Annotated in this window: 13 protein-coding genes; 3 read left to right on the top strand and 10 right to left on the bottom strand. The window is 39.6% G+C overall.

The window, feature by feature from the left end; translation table 11 throughout:
• Positions 1–3 precede the first annotated feature (3 nt).
• The 8 genes from KMW37_RS10955 to KMW37_RS10920 all read right to left on the bottom strand — a co-directional run bounded on the left by KMW37_RS10955 (position 4) and on the right by KMW37_RS10920 (position 13,215).
• Complete coding sequence (locus KMW37_RS10955; RefSeq protein ID WP_215224666.1) at positions 4–1,641, bottom strand: RagB/SusD family nutrient uptake outer membrane protein; 1,638 nt, start codon at positions 1,639–1,641, stop codon at positions 4–6.
• 19 nt (positions 1,642–1,660) lie between these two features.
• The gene (locus KMW37_RS10950) at positions 1,661–4,750 is read right to left on the bottom strand and encodes a SusC/RagA family TonB-linked outer membrane protein (RefSeq protein WP_215224665.1); all 3,090 of its coding nucleotides are present in this window, start codon (positions 4,748–4,750) and stop codon (positions 1,661–1,663) included.
• A gap of 490 nt (positions 4,751–5,240) precedes the next feature.
• Complete coding sequence (locus tag KMW37_RS10945) at positions 5,241–6,770, bottom strand: DUF4127 family protein (protein ID WP_215224664.1); 1,530 nt, start codon at positions 6,768–6,770, stop codon at positions 5,241–5,243.
• A 53-nt stretch (positions 6,771–6,823) separates the two neighbouring features.
• Complete coding sequence (locus KMW37_RS10940) at positions 6,824–8,560, bottom strand: FAD-dependent oxidoreductase (protein WP_215224663.1); 1,737 nt, start codon at positions 8,558–8,560, stop codon at positions 6,824–6,826.
• Positions 8,561–8,562: 2 nt separating this feature from the next.
• Positions 8,563–9,456, bottom strand: coding sequence for an alpha/beta hydrolase (locus KMW37_RS10935; protein WP_215224662.1), 894 nt, complete (start codon positions 9,454–9,456; stop codon positions 8,563–8,565).
• A 10-nt stretch (positions 9,457–9,466) separates the two neighbouring features.
• Entirely contained in the window at positions 9,467–10,660 is a 1,194-nt protein-coding gene (locus tag KMW37_RS10930; protein WP_215224661.1) for an AGE family epimerase/isomerase, read from the bottom strand.
• 42 nt (positions 10,661–10,702) lie between these two features.
• Positions 10,703–12,130, bottom strand: coding sequence for a sugar porter family MFS transporter (locus KMW37_RS10925; RefSeq protein ID WP_215224660.1), 1,428 nt, complete (start codon positions 12,128–12,130; stop codon positions 10,703–10,705).
• Entirely contained in the window at positions 12,130–13,215 is a 1,086-nt protein-coding gene (locus tag KMW37_RS10920; RefSeq protein WP_215224659.1) for a DUF4434 domain-containing protein, read from the bottom strand. Before KMW37_RS10920 ends, KMW37_RS10925 begins: the two co-directional genes overlap by 1 nt.
• Positions 13,216–13,681: 466 nt before the next feature.
• Here KMW37_RS10920 and KMW37_RS10915 point away from each other — a divergent pair, with 466 nt between their 5' ends.
• The 3 genes from KMW37_RS10915 to KMW37_RS10905 all read left to right on the top strand — a co-directional run bounded on the left by KMW37_RS10915 (position 13,682) and on the right by KMW37_RS10905 (position 16,467).
• Positions 13,682–14,923 carry an ROK family protein gene (locus KMW37_RS10915; RefSeq protein WP_215224658.1) on the top strand — a complete coding sequence of 414 codons (1,242 nt, stop codon included), beginning with the start codon at positions 13,682–13,684 and terminating at the stop codon, positions 14,921–14,923.
• Positions 14,924–15,005: 82 nt separating this feature from the next.
• Positions 15,006–15,761: a GDSL-type esterase/lipase family protein gene (locus KMW37_RS10910; RefSeq protein ID WP_215224657.1), complete on the top strand. Its 756-nt coding sequence runs from the start codon at positions 15,006–15,008 to the stop codon at positions 15,759–15,761.
• Between the two features lie 10 nt (positions 15,762–15,771).
• Positions 15,772–16,467, top strand: coding sequence for a GDSL-type esterase/lipase family protein (locus KMW37_RS10905; RefSeq protein WP_215224656.1), 696 nt, complete (start codon positions 15,772–15,774; stop codon positions 16,465–16,467).
• Between the two features lie 493 nt (positions 16,468–16,960).
• Here KMW37_RS10905 and KMW37_RS10900 read toward each other — a convergent pair whose 3' ends face one another.
• Together KMW37_RS10900 and KMW37_RS10895 are read right to left on the bottom strand one after the other, a co-directional pair.
• On the bottom strand, positions 16,961–17,971 hold the full coding sequence (locus KMW37_RS10900) for a glycoside hydrolase family 43 protein (RefSeq protein WP_215224655.1): 1,011 nt from the start codon (positions 17,969–17,971) through the stop codon (positions 16,961–16,963).
• 12 nt (positions 17,972–17,983) lie between these two features.
• Positions 17,984–19,342, bottom strand: coding sequence for a sulfatase (locus tag KMW37_RS10895; protein WP_215224654.1), 1,359 nt, complete (start codon positions 19,340–19,342; stop codon positions 17,984–17,986).
• Positions 19,343–19,438: the final 96 nt, after the last annotated feature.

Raw genomic sequence — 19,438 nt, 5'->3', positions numbered from 1 at the left:
GGTTTATTTCCATTCATCGTATTGCTCGATGGCTGAATTATTGGCTAACTCGCTATAAGGTATAGGCAATACATAGGTTCTTTCTAAAAATTTTCTATCCTGAAGATCACAGTCTACATATTCAAAATGAAGGCCATCTCCAGCCCCTGTTATTTTAAAACCATGAACCCGATAATCATTATATTCCTCATATGCTAGATTCCACCTTCTCATATCCCAGTAAAGGTGACCTTCAAAAGCCAGCTCTACCCTTCTTTCCTGGCGGATAGCTTCAAAAAGATCATCCCCACTTAAGCCTTCTTTGGGTGGCAAGCCCACTCCAGGTCTAGTCCTTACAATATTGATATCCTGAATGGCATCTCCACTTTTGCCCATATGAAAAGAAGCCTCGGCTCGATTGAGGTAAACTTCTGCCAAACGCAATTCTACCCAGGTTTGCGTACTTCTATAAGTCACCAAATCCCTATGGCTCTCATCGAGGAATTTTCTCAGGTAATAGCCTGTGGTCGTCCGGCCCTTTGCATAAGTATCCTCTCTATACGCCATATATCTTCCGTTGGTACCATTCACGGTATTCTCTAATACCCTGTCTTTCCAAGTGGCACCATTATAAAGAATAGAGGCCTGAAAACGAGGTTCTAAGTCCTCATAGGGAGGACGCTGTTGGATACCTCCTTCTGCATGCCATGGGGACCAATCCATCTCGGAACCATCTGACATTTCATAATACTCCACCATTTCCTGAGTAGGCGTACCGCTTCCTCCCTGATTTTCAATTTCTCCAAAAGTAGCATAATAGGTATCAAAAGAATGGTTGGGGCCTGTTACCAGATAGTTATACTCTAGTATGGATTCTTCATTTCCACCTTTCCATGAATCTTCATAATTATCCATGAGGCCATAAATATCCAAATCCAATACCGCATCAGCCGCCAATTTGGCTGACTCCCAACGTTCTGCATATAGCATTGCCCTAGATTTAAAGGCCAGTGCTGCCCCTTTGGTAATCCTCTCTTTCTCATTACTTTCCCAACTAACAGGTAGCACGCTTGCTGCATAGTCCAAGTCTTCTTCTATCAGATCCCAAGTAGCCTCTTCTGAGGAACGATCCTTATTCTTTTCCAAATTCATGTCAGTATAAAGAATAACTCCTCCGTGCCGCTTGGCCAATTGGAAATAGAGAAAAGCCCTGAAGAATCTGGCTTGTCCAGCAAAAAGACTATTATCTTCCTCTTCCAACTGGGAATATTTGTTCAAGCCGTCCAAAAATTCATTGATTCTCCTGATTCTTTCGTAGGTTTCTCCCCAGGTTCCCAAAAGATTACCTGTGGCTGACATTAACTCTGGAGTAAACACATACATATTGGCATCTCCTGCACGGCTTCCAGGTACATACGAACCATACTTTAAGGTTTCTGTCAAGCCCTCTGTAAGGTTTCCACTAAACTGGGAAGAACCAAAATTCCCGTATCGGTCCAAATAGGGATAAAATCCATTGATGTATAAGTTTACATTCGATTTATCTTCCCAGACAACCTTATCCGAAATTCTGTCAGTAGGCGTAGTTTCGAGAAAGTCCTCGCAGCTTACCAAGCCCAATATGGTCAGGGCAGCTGCAATAGCATATATTTTTTTTATCATCGTTTTCATCCTTTAAAAATTAGAAAGTCAATTTCAGACCTGCGGAAATCACTCTTTGCTGAGGATAGTACCCATTGGAAACACCTGGTTGCTCTGGATCTATATTATACTTGGTCAACTTACTCCAGGTAAATAAATTTTGGCCTTCTGCATACAACCTAAGCGCATTCACACCAATGGACTGCATCCATTTGTTGGGAAAGCTATATCCAACTTGAAGGCTTTTCACCCTTAGGTAGTCTCCATTTCGATACCAGTAAGTGGATGAATATGCATTATTTGAGCTTGCCGGCACTAAAGAAAGTCTAGGGAATTCTCCTGATGGATTATCTTCCCTCCAAGAGTTTTCCAGCAAATATGTAGGACTGTTCCCTCCATGGTAAAAAGGTCTCGTCATGGAGGTATGATCCATTATACCTCCACTATAAACCCCAGTCAAGGCGACATCACGTCCTAAAGCTCCTTGCATCAAAAGAGCAATATCCCACTGCTTCCAAGAAGCATCAAAGGTAAATCCTCCTACAAATTTTGGATAAGAAGATTTGCCTATATACCCTCTGTCCTGTTCATATGAAATCACGCCATCACCATTAATATCCTGATAGCGGATATCACCAGGTCGAACTGCTTTTCCCTCGATCAATGGAGAATTATCAATTTCTTCCTGATTCTGGAAAAGGCCTTCTGATATGAAGCCCATTTGAGCACCCACTTCCTTGCCTGTCAGTTTCAACCAGTCTGGGGTATTTTCCGAATCACCATACCTGAGCCATCTCCTTTTTGTATAAGTTCCGTTCACACCAATTCTGTAGGAAAACTCTCCTAGCTGTTGTTTGTGGGAAAGCGTAACTTCAAAACCTCTGTGGTCTTGCTCATTATTATTTTCATATTGGTAAACATAACCTCCAAAAGAATCAGGATAGGTAGCATCTACCGAACTGAGTATATCGAAAATGTATTTATAAAAAACATCCACTTCCATGGACAAGAAGCCATTCCATAAGGTCGCATCAAAGCCACCATTATACTGCAATGCTTTTGCCCATGTCAGGTTCACGTTAGCAGGTCTGGAGGTAAGTAAACCATTCTGAGGCTCTCCACCCAAAACAACTGCTGGAGTGTTCAAAAAAGACATGGTATTGAGGTAATAGTAAGGACCTATCTGGGAGGTTCCTGTCAAGCCAACACTTCCTCTTAATTTCAGGTTATTGATGATATTAGATCTCGGAAGAAACCAATTCTCTTCGGATATTCTCCAGCCTAAAGATGCTGCAGGAAATACGCCCCATCTTTTTCCATCTACCATTCCACCAAAGACATAACTACCATCATATCTTACAGAAAATTCAGAAAGATATTTGTCCGCATAATCATAACCAAGCCTTCCTAAAAAACCTGCTTTCCTTTGCTGATAGCTACCTCCTGAGATATTCCTGCGATCATCCAGATTAGCAAAACTCAACTCATCCAGTTCATAGATATCAAAACCATAACCGTAAGCGGCAAAATTATTTCCATCCTGCTGAACGGTTTCCATCAGGGCCATCCCATTGATATGATGCTTTTCTATGGTTGTTTCATACTGTAAGCTAGTATTCGTAACCCAATAGGCATAATGTGAAAGCCCTTCTGCTAAACCCGCAGTAGTTCCTCTAGCATCAGGGGCATAAGAATAACTGATATCTCCAGACGTAGAAGTAGGCACAGTGGCCACATTGGTGTAGTAAGGAGTGGAAAAAGACTTGGTCATTTGATAGGAAACATCATAAGCATTCATAAACTTAGCGCTCAAGCCCTTTACAAAAGGAACATTATAATTCAATGACAAATTGGTCTGAATGACGTTCACTTTAGAATTATTGTATCCTGTCAAGGAGGATGCGGCTAATGGATTGATATAGGAACTGGATGTACGGGTTGACACCGGAAAGCCATCATAGGTTTCTGGCACGTAGGGATGTGCCCTCAAAGCCTGCTGTGGAATATTGTTCCAATCTCCCGGCGAAGCGGAATAACCTGGTCTTTTACGATCTTCTATCCTTCCTGCCACATTAAAAGTCAACTCCAGATTATTGGCAATTTCAGCATCAATATTGGATCTTAAATTAAGTCTATTATAAGTGAAGCCATCGACATTTCCATCTTGATTAAAATTCCCCAAGGAAACAAAATACCTGATTTTATCTGTCCCCCCAGTTGCATTGACATTGTAGCTTCTTGTTTTTCCCAATCCAAAAGTTTTTTCGTACCAATTGGTATTTCCCCAACCATCAGTTGGATCCCCATTTAACATTTTTTCTACATGCTCAGAAGAAAACACAGGCTCATCACCATCCATTTCCCGGGCTTTATTATACCAATAGGCATATCCAGGGCCATCTAGCATTTCCAGCATTACTGCATTTGAACTGACCCCATGGTTTCCTGTAAAAGAAATACGAGACTCTCCTTTTTTTCCTCTTTTTGTATTGATGATAATTACCGCATTGGCATCCAAACCATAAACCGAAGCTGCTGCAGCATCCTTAAGAACAGAAATTGTTTCGATTGTATTTGGATCTATTTCTGAAAAACTCCGCTGAACCCCATCGACAATATATTTAGCTGAAGAGCCTCTCACCAAAAGGCTAGATGCATCTGCTCCTGGCTGGCCTGATTGCTGCAAACTAATGACTCCCGGCACACGTCCACCTAAGAGATTGGTCACATTTCCCATTGGTGCTTTTAAAAGATCTTCACCATCAATCTGAGAAATAGCACCAGTGACGCTTTGCTTTCGCTCTGTGCCATAGCCCACAACCACCACCTCATCCATTGTACTAAGACTAGGCAAAAGTTGAATATCAATCACCTTTTCACCATCCACTATAACCTCTTGGCTTTTATAGCCAAGAAAAGAAAAAACCAAGACATTTTTTCCTTGGGGTAAATTTAGTCGATATTTCCCCTCTATATCCGTAGAGGTACCTTGAGTAGTCCCTTTAACCAGAATATTTACTCCTGGAATGGACTCCCCATTTTCACCTGTTACCTGCCCGGTAACATTTGCTTGCTGACCCAACGCCTCCAATAAAGAAACAGACAGTATTAATACTGCCAGCAGGGCCATCCTTGTAAGTTTAGTAAAACTTAATCCCATGTATTTAGCATTATTTATCATTATTAAAAATCATTCTTGGTACACTGGTCCAAACTAAGACCGACATTGAAGCAGGCAAAAAAAGAGTTCAATCCGAATCAATAAATGCTCATCTCCGGCTTTTTACCCTTAGGCCTTCCCCTCAAATTCCTGTGCTGCTTCTAATAATTTTGAGTGCTTTGTTTTTCACCTGTCATCCAAAAATCACCATGACCTAAAAAACTTAAAAAACACCCTAATGGCTCATTTAAATGGCTACATCCATTCTCCTCCAAAAAACTCTGCTTTAAACCAAAAATAAACCGACAAAAACATAGTTATTTTTTTACATATTACAGACTGTAATTTAATTTTAATTAATTAAAATGGCAATAATTAATAAAATTTTTTATTAATTATTTGTGAAATATTTATTCACATTACTTCCTCATTCTTAACAATTTGACATCATAAACACTCCTCAGCGAACAAGGTCAAAGTCCACTAAAGCCTCAAAGGTTCGGTTCCAAGGAAGAAAAAACTCAACATTTTCGATACTGTACTCATCCTTAACAAAAAAGACCTTTTCCAAGCGATTTACCTCTTTCTCCAGTTCCTCCTTGCCCTTCCTTTCCATTTCTAAAACAATATCTTCCGTTCTTATAGAAGCACTTCGGCCTACTTGCTTATAATAGCTGTTCAAGCATTTCCGAATTAGGTTATTATAATAGTAATCATTCATCAGCCTATTTAGCGTAAACCAATACTGCGCTTTTTGCACATTCCCCAGCAACTTTTGATCTGTACCTGCCATTTGTAGGCCATTAAAATAAACCACACCATGAGGAATTGCTGTCCCGATGGTATTTCCGGCTGTATTCCACGAAGCATAGCCATAAACTTTATCCAAAACACCCTCTTCCTCCAGCAAATTGGTAAATTCCTCAGCCCCTCCCTGAACATCTCCAATGGGATCTATATCGGCAATTATCAAACGCTTACCTTCTTTAATTGCTTGGCTTATCTTTTTCACAAAAGGCAATGCTTCACCATCCAAATTCCTTGAGCTATAGACATAAAAGACAAGATCAGCCTCTTCTTCAGAATGGACCAAAACGCCACCAACAGCCTCAATATGCTTGGCCACAGTTGTTTTTAATGGCTTATCTTCAAAAGGCATTACCTCTTCCGACATGGCAGTGGAAGAAAAAACTGGTTTTATCCTAGGGGCCAGTCCTTCGAAATCATTGATTGCCCTAGCCAAAAGTAGCATAACAACTTCATCCGTACCGGCCTGAATAGTCACTTTTTCCTCCAACTGATGCTGCTCCAAAAATCTCCTTAAACCTTTCTTTTCCTCCATATGTACTCCTTCTGGCTTGGCATCATCTTGGGATAAAATCAAGTAATCGATCATTCCTTTGTTTACATAGTCCATCATTAACTGATTGACCTGCAAGTTTCTTTTTCTAGCAGTCTTATAATCTCTTAATGCTTCCTTAGGAATGATATCTTTCAGCTTTTTGACCTCCTTCTTAGCAGCTGCATCTGATCTTACCGAAATCTCAGCCCACCTTGCCAATGCTTCTCGATAATCTTCATTGGTACCATCAGCTGTTGGCGCCAAACGCATGACCACACTCTGTACATATAACGGCACCTCAGGAGCAATACTATGGAGACTTTCAATCACTTTAACTCTTTCTAGGGCAATTTCCGCGTCTACCTGATACACTCTACTTGCTACCAATCCTCCATAGGCCAACATATCTGCGGCAATGATCACTGCGTCTACATCTGAATAGTCCTGCGCCAAAAGCCACTGAATCAATTCATCAGATTGCCCAGGCTCCTGCAAGTTTCCCAACAATCTCTCTGGCGGGCTTACAAGTTCAGTCAAAGCTATCTCCCCCATTCTAACCGGAAACTGCAAACAAGGTGGCCTGTCATCCAAAGGGATAAAAATCACCTTTTTAGCTAACACCTTGCCTTCTTCTTGTGCTATAGCCATGAGACTAACTATATTAAAGCACATACATATGCAGACTGCAAATATCTTTTTCATCATTTAGTTATTGGAGACCACTTATTTTCAACACCTTGAGATTGTAAGAATGCTTGAAAATCCCTTAAAATCGCCTTCTCCTTCCAAACAATTTTCGGAGAAATTTCATGAAACAGCGAATAACTGCAAAGCATTCCAACAGCTTCACCAATACTCCATTCAACTGGATGCAAGCGGTAGCATCCATTGGTGATATGGGTAGTACCTATATTTTTATTGGCAGGAAGCAAGTTTTTCATCTTCTTGGGAAGCAAGGCTCCAAGGGGGATTTCAAAACGCAAAGAACTGAAATCTATATAATTATCTCCGCCCGTACTTGGATGTAAATCAATATGATAGTAACCAACCCCAACACTATCATCAAAACTAGCTGCCTTTACATTTTCTTCGGATAGTCCTAGTTTCTGTGCCCTTTGCTTTCTCCCCACATGCTCTTCCAAAATAGTAAACTCAGCATTAATCCTTCTGGATTCTCTTATATAAGGGTATTTGGCCAAACCGTCCTCTGTTCCCATAATATCATTACGCAAACGTAATCCTCGCCAACCTTTTCCACCATCGGCCCTCGGAGCTTCTGTCTGCAACCAATACAAAAGAGAGAGACTAAGCTGTTTGGATTGTTCTACATGCTGCTTAAACTCACTTTCATTTACATCCACCAGATTCCCAAGGAAATAATCATTTTGAGGCCAGTTTACTACGGAAATGTCCCCTTCAAAAAAATCTTTATCAAAATTATGCTTATCGATAATCTTTCTATAATTCCACAAATTTAAAAGTCCATCGAACTCAGTTCCTCGAGGATCAAAAGCCAATGCTTTCGGCTTTAGAGTTTTGGGGTTACTATAATTCAATTCTAATAACTTTCCTGCCCATTTTGGCTCCATTTCAGGTCTAAAAGACTGCCAAAACTCATAATTATCAGGTTTTGGAATCGTCCAGTCCTCCCCTTCCACATAATCCATCGCAAAACACATGGTAAATGCTTGTTGATTATCCGGATCTCCTTGTTCAGCAGCATGCAGTTCACCTGTTTGCTCCCTTGATTCAGTTCCCTTCTGATAATCTGTCCCTGTCATAGGCAACAAATCACCCAACTCCGTAGCGTCCACAAAGTATTTCCCCTCCAATACCTGCTCTTTTCCAGAGCGAAGGGAGACAGCCACCAGCTGGCTCACTTTATCATCTTTAACCACAGCATCTTTGACCTTCCACTCCTTCAACAAAACCAACTGACGGTTACTGATATAGGGAGCAAACAACTGCTCTAGAACCTTAACGGCTACCAAAGGCTCATGACATAATGCAGAAACTACTCCATTTCCTGGATTCAAAAGAGGATTTCCTGCTTCCTCTTTGACAAGTGGATAATGATCTACATAATAGGCCCTGACAGCTTGTCGGAACACTCTGTAAAGCTCAGTACAACCCTGATCCTCTATCCAGTCATGCTCATCAGGAGGCACTCCTTGCTGGCTCAATTGACCTCCGATCCAATCAGTTTCTTCCGTCATAATCACTGAAAAACCGTTTCTAAGTGCTGCCAAAGCAGATGCACAGCCCCCTAAGCCTGCACCAGCTATGACTATATCTGCGCGATAGAGATTAGATTCCGGAACATACTTGGCCTTACTGACAGCTTGATTACTTATAGCATTTGCAGCAAATGGCCAGTTCAACGGATTTACCAACAGACTACCTAAACCTGCTTTGGCTATAAAACTTCTTCTATTCATGTCTATTTACCTAATTTATCCCAGTCTGACCTATCATGAAGGTAATACCAAACCTCATCACTCTCAGGAGCTGGTGTGTTTTTAATAAAATTATCCATTACATCAAAGGCCCGAAACATGGCATTACTGATTTCATGCCCTCCATCACGATAGGCATGCAGTTCTACTGATAGCCCTAGGGATTTTGCTTTTTCATAAATGGACATGGATCCAAATAACATCATATATCCGGGACTTGTCCCTGGACAAAAGTGGTGCGGTGCGGTTTCGTATGGTACTAATTGATCATTGGAACCATGGTAAAGCAAAAGAGGTATCCAGTTCTCCCTGTTCACCAATCTTAAGTCTAAAACTGCCCCTGCAAAAGACATTGCCCCTTTGAATGTAAATCCCTCAGCAATGTAGAATGCCTCTGGCATACTTGACTTGAAAGGATTAAAAAGCACTTGTAAAATCGCTTCTGCTCCGGCACTGCTTCCTGCCAAATAAATCTGCTCGGAATCAACACCATAATCTTCAGCATGTTCTACTATAAATCGGGTGGCTGACACAGCATCTTCTGCCGCATACCTAATAGCTTTGAGTTTTTCAGGTGTTGGAAAATCACAGCCAAAACCATGGCCCTTAGCATAAAGACGATAGGAGATAACAAAAACACTATAGCCCCTCTTTTGCATTTCCTCAGCAAAAGGAGCCTGACCTTCAGGACTTCCTCCTGAAAACCCTCCACCATGAACAAACACGATACTTTTTTGGCTATTCCCTGTATTGGCAGGATAATAATCAAAATAAAGCTCCTCCCCATCAACTGTCTTATAGTTTACTCGCTCTGAAACTTGAGCCCAAACCTGCACATGAAAAAACATGCTTAAGAATAATATCCACGGATATCTCATAGCTATTTAATTATTGATCTGCAACAAATTTATTTTCTATCTCCTCCCCTTGTAAACGTTCAAAAGTCTTCCAAATCAAGAGCAAGGCCCTGGGCACATGGAAGCATCCCTTCCACTTTCCCCCTTTGGCAGGAATAAGCACATCACCATATCTGTCCAAATAGCCAAACCACTCTCCATTTTCTTCATCTCTAAAATGCTTCCATGCATATTGATGCACCTTTTCGAACCACTGAAGACACTCTTCCCCTCTGGTATGCTGATATGCCTTCGCCAAAAAAACCAAGGCTTCCAAATGGACCCACCAAAGCTTTTGGTTCCACTCTAATTTCTCGGAAGGAAGTTTTTGTATATCCAAAAAATAATATATGCCCCCATATTCTTGATCCCAGCCCCATTCCAAAGTCTTCAATCCAATATTTACCACCTGATCTATTAGAGACTTATCATCAAACCTTTCAGCCACATCCATCACAAACCACATGGCTTCTAACGCATGCCCCGGATTGGTCAACCGTCCCTCATAGGTATCAGCAAAGCCCCCGTGCAAAGGAACATTTTCCCTCATTAAACCAAATTCAGGATCATAAAAATCATTTAGTATTTTATTGACTGTTTCTCTAGCCAATATATCCACCCTAGACTTGTCCAATAAATGCTCCAATTCCAAGGTTAAATTGCATAAGATCATAGGCAGGGAAAAGTCCTTCATGTCCCTGGTTCCCGGGTATTTCTTGTTGAATTTACCTTTTGGATTAATTTGTCTCCTTAGAATGGCTTCAAAAACCTGCAGGGAAGTTTTTGCATAGATCTCTTGACTTTCAATACGGCTGTATTCACTCAAGGCCATCGCGGCAAAGCAATCAGAGAAAATATTATAAGCTTGGACCAAAGGATTCCCTTTCTCATCCAAAGAAAAATAAAAATTCCCTTCGCTGTCCCTACCGTTTTTAAGGATGAAATCCAGCCCGTGTTTGGCCATTCCCCTCCACTCTACTTTTTGGCTGACCTCATTATAGAGTTTTGAAAACATCCATACCTCGCGTGCTTGGAGCCACATAAACTTATCCCTGTCGAACACTTTTCCTTTTGTATCCAGACTGGTATAATACCCTCCATTTATGGCGTCCTTACTATATTTCATCCAAAAAGGCACTACATTATCCAGAAGCTCACTTTTATATAAACTCGCGTAATCTTTCATATTCTATTTCATTTTAAGCCATCTTGATTTATCAAAACGGACTTATTTATAGACTTTTTCTCCAACATCTTGGGCTTCCAATTCCCAAAACCCTTCTATTTCTTCCAATGATTTCCCCGCTGTTTCGGGAACCATATAATAAATGATATATAAGTAAGGCAAACACATAAAAGCGAAAAGCACAAAGGTTCCTGCGGGGGATAATTCCTCCAGCAATACCGGTGTCAACTGCCCCACTAGATAAGTCCCAACCCATAAAGCAAAACCTGCAATAGACATAGCTATCCCTCTGATTTTATTTGGATACATTTCGGATAGCAACACAAAAATCACTGCAGATATAGATATAGCTGTACAAAACACATAAGCCAAAAATAAACCCAATAAAATCAGTGGAGATAGCCCCCATTGTTCCCCCTTGCTAAAAAACACACTGATTAGAATCAGGGTGACCAACATTCCAGAAACCCCAAAATACACCAATTGCTTCCGCCCCAACTTGTCAATGATCAGTAAAGCCAGAACAGTTGTTAAAACATTCACCAATCCAACAAGCACCTGATAAAACAAGGCATCATTTCCTGGAAGGCCACTTTGCTCAAAAATTGTAGGACCATAATATAGAACCGCGTTTACCCCCATAAATTGTCCCAAAATAGCAATCGCAGCTCCTATCAGTATTGGCCGAAGGACAGACCTGGATTTCATCAACTCCCAAACACTTAATGAATCGTCCTTTTTATGTTGGCTGAGTATTTCAATGATTTTATGCTTAGCAGATTCTACTGATCCTGTTATTTTTGAAAAAACCTGCTCAGCCAAAGAAACTTGCCCTCTAACAATTAACCAACGAGGACTTTCAGGAATAAAAATCAAAACCGCTAAAAACAAGCCTGCTGGTAATATTTCCATCAACAGCATTCCCCTCCAAACTTCTTCTTGAAAAACGAGTTCCATCCATCCAAAGGTATTCAAATGCTCAGCCAACTTGGCCAATTCAAAATTCATCAAATAAGCACCTAAAAAACCGATAGTTATTGCCAATTGATATAGAGAGACCAAACTCCCACGGTATTTTGGTTCAGCTATTTCCGAAATGTACATAGGAGAAATGATAGAAACCATCCCAATACCTACACCACCTATAATTCTATAAATGACCAAGTGAGTATAATTCCCGGCCCAAGCACAACCAACTGCTGAAACTGAAAACAACATTGCAGAAAGCAATAACATCTTTTTCCTCCCATAATAATCACTCATCACTCCAGCACAAGCCACTCCTAGGATAGAGCCTAATAATGCACAGCCAACATACCAGCCTTGCTCCATCGAGTCAAGCTGAAATTGAGACGCCACCATATTAACCGTCCCCGAAATTACTGCCGTATCATAACCAAACAGGAAACCTCCTATTGCCGCTATAACCGACAAAAAAAGAATATATCGCAGATTTGTTTTGGTTTCCATTATTTCTTGATTTCAAAATATTCTTTGTAACGATTATATAAATGACCTGCCTGTAGATAGGCTGACTGAGGACTCATAAAGTGTGAAAACTCAAAAGTGATCGCTTTATCATAACCAGCCCTTTTCGCGGCTTCCAACTTCATTCGCAGCTTATCAAACTTAATAGGAAAAAATTTGATGGGCATATCCCGATCAAAGCTCTCAGCATTGGTCCAACACTTCATCCCATACTTATCCGCTAATTGCTTGTTTACAGTAAAAAAAGCATCCAATTCATCATAATCGATATGGCCATCTTGAAAAGCACATGCATCTACTACCTCATGGATTCCTGAAAATATCTCACCCCATTCTTCCTCATGCTCCTTTACCGATACTGACTCCGCTTTACTAAGATCCTTTGATGCAGCAGAAACAGCCTTTTTCCCATCTATCCAAGGAGATATAAATGTAGGAAGTCCCCCACTCACATCCTTACATTGTTTTCCCAAGGTGTAAAAGGAATCAATCGCCCCCTTTGTCTTCCTGCTGATTTCACCACTTAAATACCAACCCTGAAAGCTTTTATACTTTTGTCCATATTGCTCCCATACTTCATCGATCACAAATCGGTTATGCTCAATTTCTGCAGATAAATTCCCCGTGTCCCAGTATTCCCCTGAATCATATAATCCAAAATAAAACTTCATCCCATATTTATCCGCCAACCTAAGGTACATATCTAGCAGATCAGTCCCCGGTCGGTAACAGCCCCTGTTCATCAAATACTTGGAGGGGTAGGTCAAAAACTTGCGATAACCGGACCTAATCATAATAACCGTATCAATACCTATATGCTTCATATGACGAAAATCAGCATCCCACTCTTCTTCACCCCAATTCTGGTGTGGTATATCATGAGAAATCTCATCCAAAAATGTCCCTGTTATTGGAAGACCGACATCATCCTTTTTTATAAGATCAATAGGAGAAGGTCCTTCTAAGGCCGGCAATTGCCCTCCCTTAACTAAAGCGGATCCTGCGAATAAGGATGCCCCTAATAAGGAGGTACTTTTCAAAAATTTTCTTCGCTTCGGTGAATTCATATTATTCATTTTTTTAGGCAAGTACAAAGCTTACATAACTCATAGGAACACCTCCTTTCCACGCTTATATATCTGATCAAATTGACATACAGGGTATCCATAAAGCCAATAGGAGTATTTCCCTAATCAAAATAGAAACTATCGAGGTGATATTAACTAGTTATTAAATCCAGCACCTAATTAATAAATTATTTTTTTAATTAACAATGATATAAATAATTTATTACATTAAATGAAGTGAAAAAAATTTATAATAACATTAAACCAATTAAACCAAAGCTTTGAAATGCCAGATCAACATAAAACCACATTTTCAATTAAATCTCAAAACAATCCCACTTCAAAAGCATATCCACTTCAAAACAAAAGCCGAAATACTTTAAAAATTTATTTCTTAATAATAGCTTATTTAATTAATTTAGTTGATTAATCAGATAATACTTCCCCAAATTAGACACGATAAATTATGTCAAACCTGCCTGAAAACAGCTTTTTTGAAAGCCTTAAAGCCGAAGATCTATCTGGAGTAGCTTACAAAAACCACCTTTTAAAGAAAAAAGCACTCAATTATTTTTCAAGCTTTGGTAACTCTACCATTCAGGACTTAAGCAAGGCCTTAAAAATCAGTACTCCCAAAATGGGACAGATCATACTTGAACTGACCGAAATTGGAGTTGTACAAGACTATGGAAAAGTCGATTCATCCGTGGGCAGACGTCCCAATCTATATGGATTGAACGCTTCATCTGCCTTCTTTGTCGGGATAGAAGTCAAAAAGGAATACATCAACCTTGGCCTCACTGATTTCAAAAACCAATTACTCAAATTCCTTCCACATATCCCCTACAACCTAGACAATACAGAAGAAGCCCTGGACGAACTATGCAAGATAATCAACCAGCAAATTGATAAGTTCAATGTTCCTAAATCGAAAATCATCGGTATAGGCATCAATCTCTCCGGAAGAATCAACTATAAGACAGGATACAGCTACAGTTATTTTAACTTTAGCGAAAATCCATTAAGCAAGGTATTCAGAACAAAAACCGGCTTCCCCACCTTCCTAGAAAATGACAGCCGAGCAATGGCATTTGGGGAATTTAAAGGAGGAGGAATAGTAAAAGAAGAAAAAAATGTACTTTTCATCAATGCAGGCTATGGCATCGGTATGGGAATCATGACCGACGGAAAGCTGGTATACGGAAAATCTGGTTTTTCAGGAGAAATCGGTCATATACCTTTGTTTGAAAATGAAATCATTTGCCATTGTGGTAAAAAAGGATGTCTTGAAACCGAAGCATCCGGACGCGCACTGATCAGTAAATTCTACAAAAAATTACAAGAAGGCTCGCAGTCCACACTATCTCAAAGGATAAAATCAGAAAATGACTTAAAATTAAATGACATCATAAACGCCGCTTTAAACGATGATGTCCTAGCCATAGAACTCATCGACGAAATAGGCAAAAAGCTGGGAAGAGGAATATCTGCATTATTGCATTTATATAATCCTGAACTGGTCATCATTGGTGGAAGTCTTGCTAAAACAGGAGATTATTTGTTCTTACCTATCAAAATGGCTATCAATAAATACTCGCTTAGCTTAGTAAGCAATGACAGTAAAATTGTCTTGTCAGAACTTGGAGAAAAAGCTGGTGCCCTAGGAGCCTGTCAATTAGTGAGAAAAAGACTACTTCAAGCAGAATAAATAATTCATATTTTAGTCATTTACCCTATAATTAATAATTTTATTTACTAATATTAACGAAATAATAAAATTATTAAAAAACATGTGCAAATATCCATTTACTTTTATGCTCCATAGAAAACTACATCCAGGGAGCACTACATATTCAAAATCCATTATATTCCTTCTAGCAACGGCCATCTTCATCATGAGGCTACATGGGACATCATCAGCTCAAACATCGATTGACTCCAGCTTTGCCAATGGGCACTATATGGATAGGATCAATTTCTTTTCATCACTTCCAAGCAAACCATCTCCTATCATCTTTCTTGGGAACAGCATCACGGAAGCGGGAGATTGGACAGATGTTTTACCAGGACTACCAGTTGCAAACCGGGGTATATCCGGTGACATTTCTTTCGGAGTTCTTGCCAGATATAAGGACCTATTAGAGACCTCGCCTGAAAAGATCTTTCTGTTGATTGGGGTCAATGACCTCAAACGAGAAATTCCAATTCCTCTAATTCTTAAAAACTATGAGAAAATCATTCGATTAACCTTGTCAGACAAAAACACCACGAAATTATACATCCAAAGTGTTTTGCCCATAAACAAAGAACTGATACCGGCATCTTTTTCAAAAGTCACTAACGAAAACATCAAAACCCTAAACCATCAACTGAAAAAGCTAACAGCATCCTACCCTGAAGTATCCTATATCGACTTATGGCCAGTTTTTGAGGATGAAACAAAAAACCTAAAAAAGAACTTAACCAGTGACGGCATTCACCTTAAACCGATTGCCTACTACCATTGGGCCCAATTTTTAAAAGAAAATGGATTATTAACCAACTGAACACCTACATATGAGACAACTAGCTCCCCTATATATCAGCATATTCCTCCTACTTTTCTGGTCAAACAGCATCGCCCAAACAACAATTAAAATTGATAGTTCATACCACAACTGGTATTATCAACAAAGAATGGAATTATACAATCAAATCCCTCCTATCAAACACAATATTGTCTTTCTTGGAAACAGTATTACCGAAAAAGGTGAGTGGCAAGAATTGCTACCAGAATTCACTGTTGCTAATCGAGGCATCGGAGGAGACAATACCTTCGGTGTATTGGCCAGGCTAGACAATATCATTGCGCTACAGCCTGAGCATTTGTTCATTTGCATAGGCATAAACGACCTAGGCAGAGGGCTGCCTGTAGAGACAATAGTCAAAAACCACAATAGAATCATTCAAAAGCTCAAAAACCAGTTACCACAAACCAAGATTTATATACAATCCATTTTACCACTAAATGAAGAGGTGTTAAAATATGATTACCTAAAAAACAAAGGTGGATCTATCATAAAACTAAATCACCACCTTCAAATACTCTGCAAGAATCGGGGCATTACTTTCGTCGAAATCAATAAAATCATGTCCACCCCAACAGGAGAACTTAAAAAAGAATTGACCATAGATGGCATCCACCTAAAACCCGAGGCTTATTTTTTATGGGCTGAATACCTTAATAATAACTTTTTGCGCACGACTTACTAAGAGCCTATTAGAGAATTGGAGATGAAAATTTAAATCATGTTCCTTTTTTAAGCCATTATTACAACCAACAGAATGTTTAAGTCGAACCATCAATTGCATTTCATCTATTATGAGCAAAAATTCAGTAATCCTTTGGTTTACTTTAATCGATTATATTAATTTATTATTTTCACTTATTTATGTTAACAACGTCAAAACCACTTCCAAATCCTTCACAAAACGGTTCAAAAAAAATCAGCTAGTAATCAGCAAAGATTGCACAAAACCAATCAGGGCGGAAAAACCGCCCTTTTTTAGTTCCTATCTCATACGGCAATAGTGGGATAATTGAATTCTGATTTCAACATCATGTAACATGGAAAACTATAGCACTAGAATACCTTAGCAGTCAAAGAAATTAGATTTAACAGAAAGAAATACCAAATCCCTTCACGATTTTGATTAGCCATATATTTAATTGAACCCATTTTGAATTCCTAATCTATTCTTATACTTATTCAGAGAGATTGATTTCGTATAGATATCTCCAGCTTTTTTGCAAACACTTTAACATAGCTACTCCTCCATCTTGACCGATAAAATCCTGTTTGATCAAAGCCGTCTTTCTTGGTCCAACACGGTCAGCAGAGTTATGAGTATGAAACACATAATATAATTCATCTCCAACAGAAAAATAATCTCCATGACCGGTTCCGGGAACGCCCAATAAATCTTGACTCAGCATTGGCTGGTTATCCATCTTCTTCCAAGGTCCCGTTGGATTTTCACTTACAGAGACTCCCACGGCATAATGTTTACTTCTAAAGTCATTTGCACTGTATATCAAATAATAATATCCATTATGAAATAAGACTGAAGGTCCCTCTGTCACTGTCCAGTTTGCATTTTCCATGTTCTCCCAAGGCTCGGTAGCTTCAATGCAAAGCTTCACAGTTTCTCTCTTTATGCCACTCAAGTCTTCCTTCATTTCGGCCATATAAATCCTATTACCTCCATTTGCTACTTTTACAAAGTACAAATAAGCCTTACCTTTTTGGTCCCTATAAAAAAAAGGATCTATCATCTTACCATCACCTTCAATGGCCTGCTTTACTGTCTGACGAAAAGGGCCCAGGGGATTATCACTTTCTGCCAAAGCAATATGTTCATTGGCTGTATAGGCCATATAAAACTTTCCCTTTTCGAAAAACACTTGTGGTGCCCAAAACCCTCGATCTCCAAAAACATCCTCCTCATGGAGACAAAAACCTTCTTTAAGCTTTCCTGCTGGGCTCGACCACGTCTTAGCATCATTGGATGTGTAAACTTGAAATCCTTCATCGGCCCTTCCTGTGCCATACAAATAATAAATACCTTCATGATAAAAAATGGTGGGATCTGCCATTTGAAGGACTTCACCATTTTCCTCCTGTGCATATAATTCTGATAATTTCAAAAAAAACAATACGCCCAACACGAGCTTTCCAAGAATATTATAAAAATCATTCATGTCTTGCTTTATCATATTTTTTATAAGTTACTTTTTTTGAATAACTGGGATTTCAGCCTTCACTTCTGTTTTCCATTTTTCAAGCATACCATAAAGGTCATCTACCTTTAGGGGCATGGCATCTACCAGGTTCTCTCTCTCTGCTTTATCTTGGCTCAGATCATAAAGCTCTAACCTTCCATCCTCATAAAATTCAAGCAGCTTAAAGCCTCTATATTGGACAGCACTTGCCATCCTATTCTCCCAATTTCCGGTTTCACTCGGGTAATGCCAAAACAATGGTCTATCACCTGGCTTTTTTCCATTGATAATTAATTCCGATAGATCAATTCCATCTAAATTTGTCTTTTTCTTCCGCTTCCCCTTTGCCAAATTAAAAAAGGTAGGGTAAAAATCAATACTTGAAACTGGCACATTACTCACCCTTCCCCCTTCTATCTTCCCAGGCCAATACATCAAAAGAGGCTCCCTGATACCTCCTTCATACAGCCAAGTTTTGTTGGCCCTCAATCCACCATTATTGGCCACATTGCCGGCCCCTCCGTTATCTGAAAAGAAGATTACCAAGGTGTTTTCTGCAATACCACAAGCTTCCAATTTTCTCAATATCCTTCCAACACCATGGTCCAGATGTTCAAGCATTGCTGCCAAATATGGATTGTCCAGATGTTTGGATCGATGCCTATTTCTTGGCTGATTTTCAAATAATTTATCGGCCATCCCCGCTCCATATTTCTCATCAAATTTTCGCTTGTACTTTTTTACAGTTGACGCTGGAGCGTCCAAGGTTGTATGCACACTATAATGTGACAAATACAAAAAGAATGGTTTCTCTTTGTTCCGCTCAATAAATTTTTCTGCTTCATTGGCCAACCTGTCTGCCAAAAACTCCCCTTCTTCCCCTTTTAGGCTTTCTATTTTATCATACGGGGCAAAATAATCCCCATCTGCAATATATTTCGTCTCCGTTGCGATGACTTCATCAAATCCATGATTTTGAGGTCCTCCGAGTCCACTTATAAAATTGGTCTCCAAATGCCATTTACCGATTATTCCAGTTTGGTACCCCTCCATATTCAATGCTTCATTCATCGTAACATATTGCTTTGGGTCCAAAAACCGTTCGGACTTTGGCGCAAGGAAATCGGTAATGCCTACCCTTGCAGGATACTGTCCTGTCATCAAGCTGGCACGGGTTGGAGAACAAACGGGTGCTGCAGCATAGGCATGGGTGAATTGCAATCCATTTTGGGCCATCCCATCCAAATTAGGCGTTTCATTAAAGGTATTGCCATAGCAACCTAGCTCACCCCAGCCTAAATCATCCGCCATAATAAGAATAATATTTACGGGCTTTTGATCCGGCCACCTTGTTTTATTCCCCATACCAAAGGAATACGAAAAACAAAAAAGTAGTAAGGATAAAGAAATTATTCCTGCAATTATACTTCTCCAAATAGCCATGCTGTAAATTAAATTTAA

The organism is Echinicola shivajiensis, from assembly GCF_018642165.1.
GTDB classification, from domain to species: domain Bacteria; phylum Bacteroidota; class Bacteroidia; order Cytophagales; family Cyclobacteriaceae; genus Echinicola; species Echinicola shivajiensis.
This window is presented reverse-complemented; position numbering and strand designations above follow the sequence as displayed.

Coding starts and splice junctions, on each gene's coding strand:
- KMW37_RS10955 (WP_215224666.1), bottom strand. CDS start 1,641: ATGATAAAAAAAATATATGCTATTGCAGCTGCCCTGACCATATTGGGC.
- KMW37_RS10950 (WP_215224665.1), bottom strand. CDS start 4,750: ATGGCCCTGCTGGCAGTATTAATACTGTCTGTTTCTTTATTGGAGGCG.
- KMW37_RS10945 (WP_215224664.1), bottom strand. CDS start 6,770: ATGGCTATAGCACAAGAAGAAGGCAAGGTGTTAGCTAAAAAGGTGATT.
- KMW37_RS10940 (WP_215224663.1), bottom strand. CDS start 8,560: ATGAATAGAAGAAGTTTTATAGCCAAAGCAGGTTTAGGTAGTCTGTTG.
- KMW37_RS10935 (WP_215224662.1), bottom strand. CDS start 9,456: ATGAGATATCCGTGGATATTATTCTTAAGCATGTTTTTTCATGTGCAG.
- KMW37_RS10930 (WP_215224661.1), bottom strand. CDS start 10,660: ATGAAAGATTACGCGAGTTTATATAAAAGTGAGCTTCTGGATAATGTA.
- KMW37_RS10925 (WP_215224660.1), bottom strand. CDS start 12,130: ATGGAAACCAAAACAAATCTGCGATATATTCTTTTTTTGTCGGTTATA.
- KMW37_RS10920 (WP_215224659.1), bottom strand. CDS start 13,215: ATGAATTCACCGAAGCGAAGAAAATTTTTGAAAAGTACCTCCTTATTA.
- KMW37_RS10915 (WP_215224658.1), top strand. CDS start 13,682: ATGTCAAACCTGCCTGAAAACAGCTTTTTTGAAAGCCTTAAAGCCGAA.
- KMW37_RS10910 (WP_215224657.1), top strand. CDS start 15,006: ATGTGCAAATATCCATTTACTTTTATGCTCCATAGAAAACTACATCCA.
- KMW37_RS10905 (WP_215224656.1), top strand. CDS start 15,772: ATGAGACAACTAGCTCCCCTATATATCAGCATATTCCTCCTACTTTTC.
- KMW37_RS10900 (WP_215224655.1), bottom strand. CDS start 17,971: ATGATAAAGCAAGACATGAATGATTTTTATAATATTCTTGGAAAGCTC.
- KMW37_RS10895 (WP_215224654.1), bottom strand. CDS start 19,342: ATGGGGAATAAAACAAGGTGGCCGGATCAAAAGCCCGTAAATATTATT.